This window comes from Bradyrhizobium sp. BWA-3-5, from assembly GCF_032917985.1.
Classification (GTDB): Bacteria; Pseudomonadota; Alphaproteobacteria; order Rhizobiales; family Xanthobacteraceae; genus Bradyrhizobium.
The window spans coordinates 5,669,386-5,684,707 of sequence record NZ_CP136626.1 but is presented as its reverse complement, the minus strand read 5'-3'; the positions used below and the strand labels follow the sequence as shown (position 1 = coordinate 5,684,707).

The window sequence follows — 15,322 nt, the reverse complement described above, 5'->3', positions numbered from 1 at the left end:
CTATGAAGCAATATGTTGGGCTGGATGTCTCGCAGAATGAAACGTCAGTGTGTGTGCTCGACGAGGTAGGTCAGGTCTTGTTCGAGGGAAAGGCCAAGTCCGACCCCGGGGCGCTCACGGCACTGCTTCGGAAGCGGGCTCCACACGCCGAGCGCATTGGTTTTGAGACCGGGGCAATGGCGAGTTGGCTGTGGCACGAGCTTCGTAGGGTTGATCTTCCAGTGGTCTGTATCGACGCTCGGCATGCGCACGCGGCTTTGTCAGTGCGCATGAACAAAAGCGATCAGAACGATGCTCGAGGTCTGGCCGAACTGGTACGGGTTGGCTGGTATCGAGAAGTCAAGGTCAAGAGCGAGGAAAGTCAGAAGATCCGTGCGATACTCGTGGCGAGATCCCGGCTCGTGGCCATTCGTCGAGATATCGAGAACCAGGTCCGCAGTCTCATCAAAGAATACGGCTTGCTGTTCCCCCGTGCGATCGGACTGCAATTCCGCAATCAGGTTCGCGAGCTATTGGGTAAAGATCATCAGCTCCTCAGTGCGATCGCGCCGCTTCTGTCGATCCATGAGCAGATCTGCAAGCAACAAGGCACATTCGACAACGAAGTCCGCCAGTTGGCGAAGTCGTATGAGACGACGCGCCGTCTAATGACGGTTCCTGGTGTTGGCGTGGTGACTGCTTTGACGTTCCGCCACACGATCGACGATCCATCGCGCTTCCGATCGGCGTCAAGCGTCGGCGCCTATCTGGGTCTTACACCGCGGCGCAGCCAATCTGGTGAAACGGACATCAACGGCAAGATATCCCGATGGGGCGACCGTCTGCTCCGGACTTACCTGTTCGAGGCGGCGACGGTGCTGCTTTATCGGACCAAGAAATGGTCTTCTCTCAAGGCTTGGGGAATAAAGCTTGCCAAGCGAATTGGCATGAGAAAGGCAAAAGTCGCCATCGTCCGCAAGATCGCCGTGATCCTTCACTGCGTCTGGGTCGATGGCACACCGTTCGATTGGGGTCAGGCGAAGGAAGCCTGATCCTGAAAAACGATCTCTCAACAGCAATTTTCTGAAAATATTCAATCCTGGTTCCGGTAGCCACTTGCTGACCCCTTTCCAGCCGCACTGCGGCCGTCTGCGCTGTTATGAGGGTCTACTTGCGATGGCGATCTAGTCAATCTAAGTGACAAAGGTCACAGATATCAATGGTAACAGAAATTAATAGGGCGGTCGGTATTGAAATACTCCCATCTGGAACCAAACTGGTGTATCGTCATTGTATCGACGAGCCATTGGGGCTCTGACAGCTTTCCGTAGGGTACTGCCATGAACGCGCATTTCTCCAAATGGGGCAACAGCTTAGCCGTTCGTATTCCTTCTGGCCTAGCCAAAGAACTCGAAGTTTTCGAGGGAAAAGCTGCGGATATTCAGGTCAAAGGCGGCTCTTTGGTCGTGACACCCTTGGATCGTCCGGTCTACACGTTGGACGAGCTCCTAGAGGGCATGACCGCAGAGAACGTGTATGGCGAAATCAACACTCACGGACCAGTCGGCAACGAAATCTGGTGAGCCGTATTGCCCAGATAGGGGCGATATCATTTGGCTCAACTTTCATCCACAGGCGGGACGCGAGCAAGATGGCTGGCGCCCCGCTTTAGTTTTGAGTCCAAAGCGCTACAACCAATTTGCACGCCTGTGCGTCGCGTGCCCAATCACATCTCAAGACAAACTTAACAACTTCCAGGTCGAGCTGCCCGATGGCTGCGGAGTCACGGGATGGGTAATCAGCGACCAGGTGAAGAGCATCTCTTGGTTTGACAGGAGATCGCAGCATCGTGGCCGCGCCACGGATGCGGTAATTGCAGAAACAATTGCCAAAATCAGAACTCTAATCCCGCTCTGATCGCCCGCCTCTTTTCACTGGTCGGGGCTTCTCTTTTTCTCCCCAATGAAGATTTATGCGGCTTCTGCCTCATCTTGAGCGTCCGCTTCAAGACTTCGTCCCCGGGACGGATTGTCCAGATGCAGAGCTTTCCACAAGTTAAAATCGGGACAACCACCGGGGATAGTTGCGTTCTGCGTGGACTCTCGGGCCCGGAGGCATGACCATAGCGACAGCGAGCCGGCATGCTGATTCGTGACGTGGCGAGGGCCGGTCTGCCTGCGAGTTCTTTGTGCCGCCGCCTACTCGAGCCCAAAACATCACTATCGGAAAGCTGACCCAGGCTCATATGATAGCATGCTGGCCTGCTGGCAGGCGAGGGGCGTAGAGCCATACTGAGTTAACCAAAAAGTTCACTTCGGCAAACTGAGACACTACAAATCTCTATTCTTCGACCGATCGCTGCCGCCAATGGGTTAGCGTCGAACCGTAAATTCCTTCGACGTTCGCCGATATTCCCAGTTGGCGCGTTCAAGTTCGGGTCGATCAAACTCTCCCTGGGGATAGCCCACGCAGAGATAGCCAATGAATTTCCAGGACTCCGGTACTTCAAGAATCTCGTGGATGCGTTCAGGGTTCAGGATCGACACCCAGCCAAGTCCGATGCCCTCTGCGCGTGCGGCGAGCCACATGCAGCAGATGGCCGCGGCGACGGAATATTCGATCATTTCCGGCATCGTTGCACTCCCGAGGCCATAACCGAGATCGCTTGCCTTGTCCGCGAACACGGCCAGATGACCGGGCGCCTCTTCGAGGCCGGCGAGCTTCAGGGTCGCGTACAGCGCGGCGCGTTCGCTTGAAAAAGAATGCAGCGCATCGGCGTTGCATGTCTTGAAGTCATCGATCACAGCGCTGCGTCTCGCCTGGTCTTCGACAATGATGAACCGCCAAGGCTGACTCAGGCCAACCGAAGGAGAAAGGCAGGCGACCTCAATGAGCCGCTCCATGGCATCGCTCGGCAGAGGATCGGTACGAAAGCGCCGCACGTCGCGGCGCCACACGAACAGGTCGCGCAGTTGCCGGCGAAAAATTTCGTCGAACGGGACCATCAGGGTCGCAGTTCCCTGTGGAGGAGGGCGGCCGCCATCAGCAAAATCGCGATCTCGCCAATCTGCTCAAACGCGCCCAATATGTCACCTGTCTGTCCTCCGATCTGCCTTGTGGCAAGCCATGCCAGTATCAGCCCGACCAGCGCCAACAAAATCACTCCGATCATCGCCTTGCTCGGCCCGAAACCGAAAAGCAGGCAAAGAGCCCCGAGAGCAAATGCAATGGCCGCGCTTTGTCCCGGCGGTCGTCCGGCTCCGGCCGAAAGCCCGTCCGATCGCGCCGGCGGGATCAGCCACATGAAGGCGGGCAAGCCGGCGCGTGCAGCCGCATGTGCAACGGATAGCGCAGCCGCAATCGACTTTGGCTCTGCGATCGTTTCGAGCGCACTCCATCGCAAGGTAAGCGATGCAATCAGCGCGCACGCGCCATAGGTGCCAATCCGGCTGTCGCGCATGATCTCGAGCTTCCGCTCGCGCGTCCGGCCGCCGCCGAGCCCGTCGGCGGTATCGGCAAGACCGTCCTCGTGCATCGCGCCGGTGACAAGGACCGTGGCCGCCAGCGCCAGCATGGCGGCGGGGCCTGGCATCAAACCGACCTCGCGCGCGATCGAATAGATCGCTGCTCCGGCAAGGCCCACCAGAAGTCCGGCCATCGGCAACGACCAGCCCGCGCGGGCAACATCGGCATCGGTGACCGGCTTCGCCGGCCCGAAAGGCAGAATCGTGGAGACCAAATGGCGTTTCTCAGGTCAGTGACGATGCCCTTGAGAAGTTCGAAACGATACATTTGTCTTCAGCCCTCGAACCGTCAGCTCGCTCACTGGACAACGTTGCAATTCCAAAGCGCGGCGCTACTTCAGCTTCATCGGCAATCCTGCGACGACGAATTCGACCTCGTCCGCGACGGAGGCAATCGTCTGGTTCATGATACCAGCCGCGTCCCGGAATGCGCGCGCCAACGCATTGTCCGGCACGATACCGAGCCCAACTTCGTTCGTGACTATGATGACCGGGCTGCGTTGGCGGGCGAGCACGTCAGCGAGCAGCGAAGCCTCATGCGACCAGTTGCGCTTCACATGGAGCAGGTTCGACAACCAGAGCGTGAGACAATCGACCAGCCTTGCAGCGCCGCCATCGGTTTCGACCAGCGCCTGCACAAGATCGAGCGGAACCTCGCGCTCGAGCCATTCCTTTCCTCGTCGCATTCGATGCTTTGATATTCGCTCGATCATTTCTTCATCGAGCGCCTCTGCCGTGGCAATATAGACGGGTTGCCCCGGAAAGGCGCGGGCGCGGACTTCTGCGCGCCGGCTTTTGCCCGATCGGGCGCCGCCCGTGATGAGTATGATGGCCATGACGTCCTCCGCTTAAGGCCAGTTTTAATCACCAATCTCCGGCAAAGACAAAGGCGAAATCAGGCGAAATAGGCTTGCCTTGATCCAGAATTCTTGTGCATCAGGACTCATGACGGAGACGATGCATGGGCTTTGCGGGAGCGATGGCTGTGGCGATGATGGTGGACGGCGTGTTGGGATGGCCCGATGGACTGTTCGCCCGCGTTGGTCATCCCGTCGCCTGGCTGGGCAGGCTGATCAACATCCTCGATATCAGCTTCAACAGGACGATCGACACGCCTGCAGTCCGGCGGATCGCCGGCGCAGCCGTCGCTGTTTTCGTGATTGGGCTTTCGGCCGGCATTGGATGGGTGGTCCAAGTCGCGCTTGCCTTTGAATGGAGCCGCATCGTGCTCCTGGGAGTTCTCGCATGGCCACTCGTTGCGCTGCGTTCGCTCTATGATCATGTGGCCGCTGTTGCTTACCCGTTGCAATCCGGTGATATCGTAGCCGCACGTGCGGCGGTCGCGCAGATCGTCGGACGCGATCCCGCAACTCTCGATGAAGCCGGCATCGCGCGCGCGGCCATCGAGAGCCTGGCCGAGAACGCTTCCGACGGCATTGTGGCGCCTGTGTTCTGGGGGGCGTTGTTCGGGCTGCCAGGCATCATTGGCTATAAGGCGATCAATACGCTCGATTCAATGATCGGCCATCGCACGATGCGCCATGAAGCTTTCGGTTGGGCCGCCGCGCGCATCGACGATCTCGCAAATTTCGTACCGGCGCGACTCACCGGCTTGTTGTTTATGGTGCTGGCGACGCGGCCCTCGAACTCGTTGTCTTGCATGGCGCGTGATGCCAACCGTCATCGCTCGATCAATGCCGGCTGGCCGGAAGCAGCGATGGCCGGCGGGCTGGGCGTGCGGCTCAGCGGGCCGCGCATCTATCATGGAAGCATCGCCGACGAACCCTGGCTCAACGAGGGCGCACGCGATCCGCGCGCTGCTGACATCCGGCAGGGGTTGACGCTGTACGTCCGCGCTATGGTTCTGTTGGCCGGTGCGCTTGCGATTTTGGCTTTCGCATGACAGAGAGGGCAATGCCCGAGCATGGTGGAAATCTCGATCTTGCCGTGCACCGATTCGGCGGGCGCGCGCAGGACTGGATCGACCTCTCAACCGGGATGAACCGGCAGCCCTATCCGGTGGGTGAGGTCGAGCCCAGGTCCTGGAGTGCACTGCCTTCGCGATCCGATATCGAGTCCCTGCATCGAGCAGCGCGAGAGAACTACGCCACCAAGGCACCAATCGTGGCGCTCGGTGGCGTACAAGCGGCCATCCAGTTGTTGCCGAGTCTTTCATCGCGCGGTCGGGCGCGGATTCTCGCGCCGACCTATAACGAATACGCGGCGGTTTTTTCCGCGGCAGCCTGGGACGTGGCCGAGGTTTTTGATCTCGAAGGGCTGCAGGGAGCGGATATCGCCGTGGTCGTCCATCCCAACAATCCAGACGGCCGATGCTTTGATCCAAGCGAACTGCTGGCGCTTTTGCCGCGCGTCGGTCGACTCGTCGTCGACGAAAGCTTCGCTGATGCCGTTTCGGGCTTGTCGCTGGCACCCGAGGCGGGACGGCCGGGGCTGTTACTCCTGCGATCGTTCGGAAAATTCTACGGGCTTGCGGGACTGCGCCTCGGTTTCGCGCTCGGCAGCGAGGCCGATGTCGCTGCGCTGGCCGCGATGGTCGGCCCGTGGCCGATTTCGGGTGCAGCGATTGTGATCGGACGGCGCGCCTTGCTTGATCGCGATTGGGCAAACGCGACCTCGACGCGTCTGGCACGCGATTGCCTCCGCCTGGATGCTGAAGTGCAATCACAGGGCTGGACATTGGTCGGCGGCACGCCGCTGTTCCGGCTCTATGAAACTGGCGAGGCACGCGCCGCGCAGCAGAAGCTCGCGCGCCACCAGATATGGTCGCGCATATTTGGGAAGCGGCCGGGATGGCTGCGGCTTGGCTTGCCGGGTGACGAGACGGAATGGGCGCGGTTTTCCGCCACAATCTCGCCTTGATCGCCCCTCCTCAGCGGGCAAGCGTAAGCAGGCCTTCGACATCGAGATAGGTATCGATGTAATCGGCAAGCGTATCGAGCGCGCTCTCCACCCTGGCGCGGTATTGCTGGTCCGCGGCCGGAATGTCTAGTTGTGCGAGAAATGTCTTGCGGAAACTGTCGGAAGCGAACAGGCCGTGCAGATAGCTGCCATACACGCGGCCGTCGCTGGATACCGCGCCTTCCGGCGCTCCGCCAAGCAAAGCAAATGGCCGTGCACGATCCGGCCCGTCGGTATGTCCGATGTGAATCTCGTAAGCCTCGATCTGCCGGTTCGTCGCAGCGTGGACCGCCGTGACGCGGCTCAGAGTCTTTTGTGGCGTCATCACCGTCGTTACGTCGATGAGTCCGAGACCGGGAGTTTCGCCCGCCGGTCCCTCAATTCCCTCCGGATCCGCCACACTGCGTCCGAGCATCTGGTAACCGCCGCAGACGCCAAGAACATGACCGCCGCGACGATGATGCGCAAGAAGATCGATGTCCCAACCTTGGGCGCGCAGGAAGGCGAGCTCGCCGCGGGTCGACTTCGAGCCCAGCAGGATCACGAGCTTTGCATCGCCAGGGATTGCTTCTCCAGGCCGGACCATCACAAGGTCGACATCAGGTTCGAGCTTCAGTGGATCGAGGTCGTCAAAATTCGCGATCCGCGACAGCGCGAAAAGACAATCTTGCACTTGCCTGCCTTGCGTGCGCCGGTAAGCCCAAGCGCGTCTTCGGCCGGAAGTTCACGAGCGCAGGCGAAGTAGGGAAGGACCCCAAAGCCCCGCCACGATGTGCGCGCTTCGATCAGCCGGTAGCCGTCATCGAACAGTGATGGATCGCCGCGGAACTTGTTGATGACGAAGCCGCGAATCATGGCCGCATCGTCGGGATCGAGCATGGCCTTGATTCCGACGAGCTGCGCAATGACACCGCCGCGATCAATATCGCCGACCAGCACGACGGGAATGTCGGCCTTGCGGGCAAAGCCCATATTGGCGATATCGGCGCTCCTCAGATTGACCTCGGCGGGGCTGCCGGCGCCCTCGACGAGAACAAGATCGGCGCGATCCTTGATACGGGCGAAACTCTCGAGAACCGGCGCCATCAGCGATGGCTTCATCGCAGCGTATGCACGCGCGCGCGCAGCGTCGCCACGCGGCGTCCGTGCACGATGATCTGGGCGCCGACATCAGTTTCCGGCTTCAGCAAGACCGGATTCATATCGGTATGCGGCTCGACACCTGCGGCCTGCGCCTGCAATGCCTGCGCGCGTCCGATCTCGCCGCCGTCGACCGTCACGGCGGCATTGTTCGACATGTTCTGCGGCTTGAACGGCAGCACCCGATTGCCGCGCCGGGTGGCAGCGCGGGCAAGGCCGGCCACGATGAGCGACTTGCCCACGTCCGAACCCGCTCCCTGGATCATCAATGCGCGCGCCATCGAATCGAATCCCGATTGCTTGGTCAGAACTCAACGCCGGGCTGGGCCTTGATGCCGGATCGGAAGGGATGCTTCACGAGCGTCATCTCCGTGACAAGGTCGGCGGCGTCGATCAATTCCTGCTTGGCATTGCGTCCGGTGAGGACGACATGCATCATTGGCGGCTTTGAATTCTTCAGGAACTCAACGACCTCTCCGATCTCCAGATAGTCGTAGCGAAGCGCAATATTGATCTCGTCGAGAACCATCATGCGCAAGGCTTCATCAGCGATCAGCTGCTTGGCCTTTTCCCATGCGGTGCGGGCAGCGGCGATGTCGCGGACGCGGTCCTGCGTTTCCCAGGTAAAGCCTTCCTCCATCGCATGGAATTGGCACAGTTCGCCAAAATGTCCGGTGAGCAGGCGGCGCTCGCCAGTGTCCCATGCACCCTTGATGAACTGCACGACGGCGCAGGAAAAGCCATGCGCGAGGCACCGCATGATCATGCCGAAGGCCAAGGAAGATTTTCCCTTGCCTGCCCCGGTGTGGACAATGATGAGCCCCCTCTCTCCACTCTTGGTGGACATCATCCGGTCGCGCGCGGCCTTCTTCTTTGCCATTTTCTTTGCCATTTTTGCCGAATGGCGGGCATCCAATGCGAATTCGGAGATCGCGGTTTCTTCCTCAGCAGCATCAGATCCGGAAGTCATCTGCACGTCCCTTTGGCTTGACAAGTTGCACGCTTGGGCAAATGGTGCGGTGGCGTTGGTTCCTGTCCTACGACAGGCGAAGAGGGAATGCGATAGGGCTCTAGCCTCAAAGCTCGAGCCTGAAGCGCAGCCGCCCCCGCGACCGTGACCGGAGAGATCTCCAAGAGCCACTGACCTTTAAGGGTTGGGAAGGTGGAGATCGAGGGAAGAACCTGCTCCGCAAGCCGGGAGACCTGCCAGCGCACCGATTGACCACCGGCGGACGGGGTGTTCCGCGACGGGGAGCGAACCCGTGTGTCATTGGTTCGCGTACCTCATCGCCTCCGCCAAATTTTTGTTGAGAAGGGGCGATGACCGTCACGCTTCACGTCTGCATCACCTGTCGTGCCGACCAGGCAGTAAGGGATGGCGAAACCACACCGGGCGCGCGTCTGCACAGCGCTCTCCTCGAGGCTGGCGTGCCGGAGGGCGTCAGCGTCGTTCCGGTCGAATGCCTGTCGGCCTGCAGCCAAGGCTGCTCGATTGCGCTCTCGGGGCTTGGGCGCTGGTCCTATGTGTACGGTCGCTTGTCCGATGCAAACGCACCGGATGTAGTCGCCGGGGCTGCGGCCTACGCGGCCGCGCCAGATGGCATTGTGCCATGGCGCAGCCGGCCGGCGATCTTCCGCAAGCAGTCGCTTGCCCGTATTCCACCGATCGCCGTCCTGCCAGAGGCCGCAGAATGAATACCCTCACCAAGGTTCCGGTGACCGTCGTCACTGGTTTTCTCGGATCGGGCAAGACGACGCTGATCCAGCACTTGATCACCAATGCGAACGGCAAGAAGCTTGCGGTGCTTGTCAACGAGTTTGGTAGCGAGGGCGTCGACGGCGAGATCCTGAAATCCTGCGCCGACGCCAGCTGTCCTGCCGAGAATATCGTCGAGCTCGCCAATGGCTGCATCTGCTGCACGGTCGCCGATGACTTCATCCCCGCCATGGAGCAACTACTCTCGCGCCCCGTGAGGCCTGATCATATCGTGATCGAGACATCCGGCCTGGCTTTGCCAAAGCCGCTGCTCAAGGCCTTCGACTGGCCAGAGATCCGCTCACGAATCACGGTCGACGGCGTGATTGCGCTTGCGGATGCCGAGGCCGTGGCCGCCGGCCGCTTTGCGCCCGACCCTGCCGCAGTGGAAGCGCAGCGTTCGGCCGATCAGAACCTCGATCACGAGACGCCGCTGTCGGAAGTGTTCGAGGATCAGATCGCGTGCGCGGATATCGTGCTGCTCACCAAGGCGGACCTTGCCGGCGCGGCAGGACTTGAAGCGGCCAAGGCGGCGATCACCGCCGAAATGCCGCGTCGCGTGCCAATGCTGCCTGTCGTCAATGGTGCAGTCGATGCGCGTGTGATCCTTGGTCTCGAAGCGGCTGCTGAAGACGATCTCGCTTCGCGACCTTCTCATCGCGACGGCGAAGAAGAGCACGAACACAACGATTTTGCTTCGATAGTCGTCGAGCTCCCGGAAGTGGCTGACGTGGATGCGCTGGTCGAATCGATCAAGCGGCTTGCGCGTGAGCAGAACGTATTGCGCGCGAAGGGATATATCGCGGTCGCGGGCAAGCCGATGCGATTGCTGCTGCAATCGGTCGGCGAGCGGGTGGGGCATCAGTTCGATAGGCCATGGGGCACGCGGCCAAGGCGCTCGAAGCTGGTGGTGATCGGTGAACACGACGATATCGATGAGGCGGCCATCAGGACTGGACTCGAGATCTGATGCACGTCATCTTTCGCGAGAGCCGCGGTCTTGAGGAGACTGCGATCCCTAAGGATCTCGGTCAAGATCCGGCAGACCTTGTCGTGCTCTCGTTCTCGGACAGCGATCTTGCCGCGTTCGCCTCTGGCTGGCGTCGCGGCCGTGCCGGACTGCCATCGCTGAGGCTCGCGAATCTTGCGGAGCTGCGTCATCCCCTGTCGGTCGACACCTATATCGAGCGGACGCTGTCGCATGCGCGCGGCATTTTGGTGCGCCTGATCGGCGGCGAATCCTACTGGTCATATGGGCTGGCTGCCCTGCATCAACTTGCGAAGGACCGCGATATCGCGCTTGCGGTGCTCCCCGCGGACGGTCGCGACGATCCGCGCCTGGATGCGCTCTCGACATTACCCGTGTCGGCGCTCGGACGGCTGAAGGCGTTGTGCGACAAGGGCGGAACGGTTGCGGCGCAGGCTGCAATCGCACAACTCGCACTAGCTTCGGGTCTCTATGCGGGACCTGTCGTCGGCGAAGTCGAAATTCCCGAGATCGGTTTCTACGATCCGCGTCGTGGTGCAGTCGCGGCGCTGCCAAATCCCGATCGAGGGCCGCATGCGCTCGTCACCTTCTATCGCTCCTATCTCACCTCAGCCGATACCGCCCCGGTCGACGCGCTGATCACAGCCCTGCGGAAGAAGGGTTTTGATGGCTATGGCGTGTTCGTCGCCTCGCTAAAGGTGGCCGGTGTGACGGATTGGCTTAAGCGGCAGTTCGAGGAATGCACGCCTGCGGTGATCGTCAATGCAACCGCTTTCTCTGCTGTCACCGGCGAAGGGACGACGCCTTTCGATGCTGCATCCTGTCCGGTGTTCCAGGTCGCGTTGTCGACGGCCCGGCGCGAGGAGTGGGCGGAATCGCTTCGCGGTCTCTCGCCGGGCGATCTGGCGATGCATGTGGTGTTGCCCGAGGTTGACGGCCGGCTGCTAGCGGGCGTGGTCAGTTTCAAGTCGCCGAGCGCGCGCGATTCCGAACTGCAATTCTCGCACCTGGCGCACATGCCCGACGACGAACGTGTCGATGCTGTCGTGGATCGGGTGGCCGCCTGGCACAGGCTCGCGAACAAGCCGGCGGGGGGGAAGCGGCTGGCGATTGTGCTCTCGAATTATCCGGGTCGTCCGCACCAGATTGCGCATGCGGTCGGGCTCGACGCGCTTGCTTCGGTCGAAACGCTATTGTCCGATCTCGGCGCTGCCGGTTTCGACGTGAAGCCAACAGAAGCGCTTGGTGCAGCTCTCCTGCAGGAGAAATTGACCTTTAGCGTTGCTGATTACGGCGCTGAGCTGGCGAGACTTCCGTGCCAGCTGCAGGATGACCTCGCGCGCGCCTGGGGGGCGACGCAGAACGATCCCGCCTGCCGTGACGGCGAATTTCATTTTGCAGCAATCCAGCGTGGCAAGGCGATCATCGCCGTTCAGCCCGAGCGCGGTGATGTCACCAATCATGACGTCGAGTATCACGATATCTCGCGCACGCCTCGCCACGCCTATGTCGCGTTCTATCTCTGGCTCCGGCGGCAAGAGGTTGATGCGGTCGTCCACATGGGCACGCATGGAACGCTGGAGTGGCTGCCCGGCAAGTCCGTCGCCCTATCGGCCTCCTGCTGGCCGGAAGCGCTGATTGGCGACATGCCGGTGGTCTATCCCTTCATCGTCAACGATCCCGGTGAGGCAGCGCAGGCCAAGCGGCGCATTAGCGCGGTCACGATCGGCCATTTGCCGCCGCCGCTGGCGCAGGCCGCATTGCCTGAAGGCTTGCGTCCGCTCGAGCAACTGCTTGATGAGTATTCGACGTCTGATGGTCTCGATCCCGCGCGCCGCCAGCGTCTGATTGTGGCGATCCGCGATGAAGCGCGGGCCGCGGGCCTGGAAGACGATCTCGGCCTTGGCGCCTCGGCTGCGCCGGCGGAGGTCATTCCTCGGATCGATCGCTTCGTCTGCGATCTCAAGGAGAGCCAGTTCGGCGATGGGCTGCATGTGTTCGGCCGTGGGGGTTGCGGCGAGGCGGAGAAGAGCGCGCTGCTTGACGCGCTCTCTGGTGGGCGCGTTGCTCCGGGCCCGGCAGGCTCGCCGCATCGCGGGCGGCGCGATGTACTGCCCACTGGACGCAATCTGTTCACCGTCGACCCCCGCGCGGTTCCTACGCGCTCGGCGCATGCGCAAGGGATCAAGCTCGCCGAGGAATTGCTGCGCCGTCACCTGCAGGATCACGGCGACTGGCCGAAAGGACTACTGGTTGATCTCTGGGGATCATCGACCATGCGCACCGCAGGCGAGGATTATGCGATGGCCCTGCACCTTGCAGGCATCGCACCGCGCTGGGATCATGGGTCAGGTCGGGTCTCCGGTTACGAAATCATCGCGCCAGCCGCTCTTGGCCGGCCGCGTATCGATGTGACGCTGCGCGTGTCGGGGCTGTTCCGCGACGTCTTTTCAACTCTTGCGCAACTATTCGTGGCTGCGGCCGAAGCGCTTTCTGAACGCGAAGGCGACGAGAATCCCTATCGGCATCGTGCGGCGCGCGTGTTCGGGCCGCGCCCGGGGCAGTATGGCGTCGGTATGGCATCGATGCCGGATGTATTCACGCAAGCATCGCAACATGCGGCCGGCGAAGCCTGGCTTTCCGCTTCATCGTGGGCATTCGCACCCGACGGCACGATGAGGCCTGATCGCGCAGGTATTCAGGCAAGGCTCCTCGCCGCCGATGCGTTCGTCCATGCGCAAGACCTGCCGGAAACCGATCTGCTGTTAGCCGCAGACTATGCCGCACACGAGGCGGGCGCTGCGGCCGCGGCGGCGCGCCTTGGCATGGCCGCCCCATCACTCTATCACTTCGATGGCACGCGCCCGGATCAGCCGCATGCACGCTCGTTGACCGAGGAGATATCGCGGATCGTACGTTCGCGCGCCGCCAATCCGAAATGGATCGCCGGCATGATGCGCCACGGCTTTCGAGGGGCGGCCGAGATAGTGGCGACACTTGAACACATGGCCGCTTTCGCCCATCTCGCGCAGGCTGTGCCTGCGCATCTGTTCGATCTCTATTACGACGCGACGCTTGGCAACGATGACGTTCGCACTTTCATAGCAAGAGAGAATCCGGCGGCGCTTGTGGCGATCGAATATTGCTTCACTCGATTGCATGAAGCTGCGATCTGGAGGACCCGGCGCAACTCGATTGCGGCCGCGCTGCGGGAGGCCGCCTCATGAGCGCGTTTGCGATCAAGGGCTGGTGTCCCGGCGCCTTACGGCCGATGCGGTCAGGGGATGGGCTTGTGGTTCGCATCCGGCCACATCGTGGCCGGCTTGATGGGAAGCAAGCGGCAGGAATTGGGGCGCTGGCCAAGCGCTACGGCAACGGCCTGATCGATCTGACTAGCCGGGGCAACCTGCAGATCAGGGGTGTCAGCGATGAAGGCCACCGGCCCCTGATCGAGGAACTCTCTCAGCTGCGCTTGATCGACCCGGATCCGGAGTGGGAGGCGCGGCGCAACATCCTGGTCACGCCGTTCTGGACTGCGGGCGATGATACCTGTTCGCTCGCCACAGAGCTTGAGCAGGGGCTTGCGAAGGGACCGCCCGGCCTGCCAACCAAATTCGGCTTCGCTGTCGATTGCGGTATGGAGCGCGTGCTTGCCACCGCCTCCGCCGACATCCGCGTCGAGCGAAGCCTCGCGGGAGAGCTGATCGTGCGTGCCGACGGCGCCGAACATGGTCATCCCGTCACGCGGAGAGACGCCATAAAGGTCTCGCTCGCGCTTGCCGAGTGGTTCGTCACCTCCGGCGGCGCCAGAGGCTGGCGAGGGCGGATGGCAGCGTACATCCGGGCTGGCGCAAAATTGCCAGACACGCTTCGTGGCCACGTTGGGCCGGCTCGAATGATCGCCGAGCCGTGTCCGCGACTTTATCCGCAAGGCGCGATGGTCGGCGCCGCATTTGGGCAGGTGACACATGCGGCACTCTCCGATCTGGCTGGATGCTCGTCAGGATTACGAATGACGCCGTGGCGCATGATCCTGGCGGAAGACTTGCGTGAAATGCCCGGCTGCGAGGGCCTCATCACGCAAGTCGACCATCCGATGCTGCGCGTTGTCGCCTGCAGCGGTGCGCCTGCCTGCCGCGAGGCGCATGCAGATATTCGCACATTCGCGGCGGCGCTTGCGCCGCACATTGCCCCCGATTCCCGGCTCCACGTCTCCGGTTGCGCCAAAGGCTGTGCCCATTCCGGCCCAGCTTCGATCACTCTTGTCGCCACCAGAGACGGCTTCGATCTCGTCCGCGGCGGCTCGACACGGGAGGCTCCGACCTTACGTGGACTGAGCGCCGCCCGCATGATCGCAGACCCTTCCGTTCTTACGGGAGAGCGCTGATGCCGCACGTCTATGAGACCAATGGTGCAGTGATCTACCGTCAGTCCTTCGCCACCATCCGTGCGGAGGCGGACCTTGAGCGCTTTTCAGCCGACGAGGAGCCGGTGGTCGTGCGCATGATCCATGCGGCGGGCCTGGTGGGTGTCGAATCCTATATCCGCTTCACGCCCGGCATGGCGCGCATTGCTCGGGCCGCGCTGCAGAACGGCGCGGCTATCCTCTGCGACACGCGCATGGTGTCGGAGGGAATTACGCGCGCGCGCCTGCCGGCCCGCAACGCCATCATCTGCACACTCGACGATCCCGCGGTTCCCTTGCTCGCTGAATCCATGCGCAACACCCGCTCGGCTGCAGCGCTGGAGCTGTGGCGAGCACATCTGGATGGCGCGATAGTAGCCATCGGCAATGCACCGACTGCGTTGTTTCACCTCCTCAACATGCTGGAGGATCGCAACTGCTCAAGGCCAGCGGCGATCATCGGTTGTCCGGTTGGCTTTATCGGCGCGGCTGAAGCGAAGGCCGCGCTGATGGCCGATCGGCCCGCACCAGCGCTGACCATCGAGGGACGTCTTGGCGGCTCGGCTATCACGGTTGCCGCCGTGAATGCGCTGGCAAGCCGGAGCGAATAG

General features: G+C 61.7%; 13 protein-coding genes, 2 pseudogenes and 1 riboswitch. Of the genes and pseudogenes, 10 read left to right on the top strand and 5 right to left on the bottom strand.

The annotated features are described in order from the left end of the window. The first annotated feature begins 2 nt into the window (after positions 1 to 2). From RX331_RS27400 to RX331_RS39065, 3 genes are all read left to right on the top strand, one after another. Positions 3 to 1,031, top strand: coding sequence for an IS110 family transposase (locus RX331_RS27400; protein WP_317252744.1), 1,029 nt, complete (start codon positions 3 to 5; stop codon positions 1,029 to 1,031). A gap of 288 nt (positions 1,032 to 1,319) precedes the next feature. Then, on the top strand, positions 1,320 to 1,562 hold the full coding sequence (locus RX331_RS27395) for an AbrB/MazE/SpoVT family DNA-binding domain-containing protein (RefSeq protein ID WP_317252743.1): 243 nt from the start codon (positions 1,320 to 1,322) through the stop codon (positions 1,560 to 1,562). Further along, on the top strand, positions 1,516 to 1,896 hold the full coding sequence (locus tag RX331_RS39065) for a type II toxin-antitoxin system PemK/MazF family toxin (RefSeq protein WP_317258392.1): 381 nt from the start codon (positions 1,516 to 1,518) through the stop codon (positions 1,894 to 1,896). Before RX331_RS27395 ends, RX331_RS39065 begins: the two co-directional genes overlap by 47 nt. Before the next feature lie 455 nt (positions 1,897 to 2,351). On the opposite strand, the gene bluB is transcribed toward RX331_RS39065, so the two are convergent. The 3 genes and pseudogenes from bluB to cobU all read right to left on the bottom strand — a co-directional run bounded on the left by bluB (position 2,352) and on the right by cobU (position 4,339). Continuing rightward, positions 2,352 to 2,984, bottom strand: a complete 633-nt coding sequence (bluB, locus tag RX331_RS27390; RefSeq protein ID WP_317252742.1) for a 5,6-dimethylbenzimidazole synthase — start codon at positions 2,982 to 2,984, stop codon at positions 2,352 to 2,354. Further along, positions 2,984 to 3,771 (bottom strand): annotated as a pseudogene (gene cobS / locus RX331_RS27385) (adenosylcobinamide-GDP ribazoletransferase). Before cobS ends, bluB begins: the two are co-directional and overlap by 1 nt. A 64-nt stretch (positions 3,772 to 3,835) precedes the next feature. Continuing rightward, positions 3,836 to 4,339 (bottom strand): bifunctional adenosylcobinamide kinase/adenosylcobinamide-phosphate guanylyltransferase, encoded by a 504-nt coding sequence (cobU, locus tag RX331_RS27380; RefSeq protein WP_317252740.1) that lies wholly within the window; start codon positions 4,337 to 4,339, stop codon positions 3,836 to 3,838. Between the two features lie 125 nt (positions 4,340 to 4,464). Between cobU and cbiB the strand changes: the two genes are divergently transcribed. Together cbiB and cobD are read left to right on the top strand one after the other, a co-directional pair. Continuing rightward, positions 4,465 to 5,406, top strand: a complete 942-nt coding sequence (gene cbiB / locus RX331_RS27375; RefSeq protein WP_317252739.1) for an adenosylcobinamide-phosphate synthase CbiB — start codon at positions 4,465 to 4,467, stop codon at positions 5,404 to 5,406. Between the two features lie 11 nt (positions 5,407 to 5,417). Further along, entirely contained in the window at positions 5,418 to 6,383 is a 966-nt protein-coding gene (cobD, locus tag RX331_RS27370; protein ID WP_317252738.1) for a threonine-phosphate decarboxylase CobD, read from the top strand. Positions 6,384 to 6,393: 10 nt separating this feature from the next. Here cobD and RX331_RS27365 read toward each other — a convergent pair. Both RX331_RS27365 and cobO read right to left on the bottom strand, forming a co-directional pair. Next, positions 6,394 to 7,843: pseudogene (locus RX331_RS27365) on the bottom strand (cobyric acid synthase). A 23-nt stretch (positions 7,844 to 7,866) separates the two neighbouring features. Next, entirely contained in the window at positions 7,867 to 8,532 is a 666-nt protein-coding gene (gene cobO, locus RX331_RS27360; RefSeq protein WP_317252737.1) for a cob(I)yrinic acid a,c-diamide adenosyltransferase, read from the bottom strand. Positions 8,533 to 8,571: 39 nt separating this feature from the next. Further along, positions 8,572 to 8,788: riboswitch (cobalamin riboswitch) on the top strand. Between the two features lie 94 nt (positions 8,789 to 8,882). Here cobO and RX331_RS27355 point away from each other — a divergent pair. Genes RX331_RS27355 through RX331_RS27335 form a run of 5 tightly spaced genes read left to right on the top strand, consistent with a single transcriptional unit; the run spans position 8,883 to position 15,322 of the window. Then, a complete protein-coding gene (locus RX331_RS27355) occupies positions 8,883 to 9,257 on the top strand; it encodes a DUF1636 domain-containing protein (RefSeq protein WP_317252736.1) in 375 nt (124 codons plus the stop codon). Then, a complete protein-coding gene (cobW, locus tag RX331_RS27350; protein WP_317252735.1) occupies positions 9,254 to 10,288 on the top strand; it encodes a cobalamin biosynthesis protein CobW in 1,035 nt (344 codons plus the stop codon). The genes RX331_RS27355 and cobW overlap by 4 nt, the downstream gene beginning before the upstream one ends. Further along, a complete protein-coding gene (gene cobN, locus RX331_RS27345; RefSeq protein ID WP_317252734.1) occupies positions 10,288 to 13,533 on the top strand; it encodes a cobaltochelatase subunit CobN in 3,246 nt (1,081 codons plus the stop codon). Before cobW ends, cobN begins: the two co-directional genes overlap by 1 nt. Further along, the gene (gene cobG / locus RX331_RS27340) at positions 13,530 to 14,693 is read left to right on the top strand and encodes a precorrin-3B synthase (RefSeq protein ID WP_317252733.1); all 1,164 of its coding nucleotides are present in this window, start codon (positions 13,530 to 13,532) and stop codon (positions 14,691 to 14,693) included. Before cobN ends, cobG begins: the two co-directional genes overlap by 4 nt. Continuing rightward, on the top strand, positions 14,693 to 15,322 hold the full coding sequence (locus RX331_RS27335; protein ID WP_317252732.1) for a precorrin-8X methylmutase: 630 nt from the start codon (positions 14,693 to 14,695) through the stop codon (positions 15,320 to 15,322). Before cobG ends, RX331_RS27335 begins: the two co-directional genes overlap by 1 nt.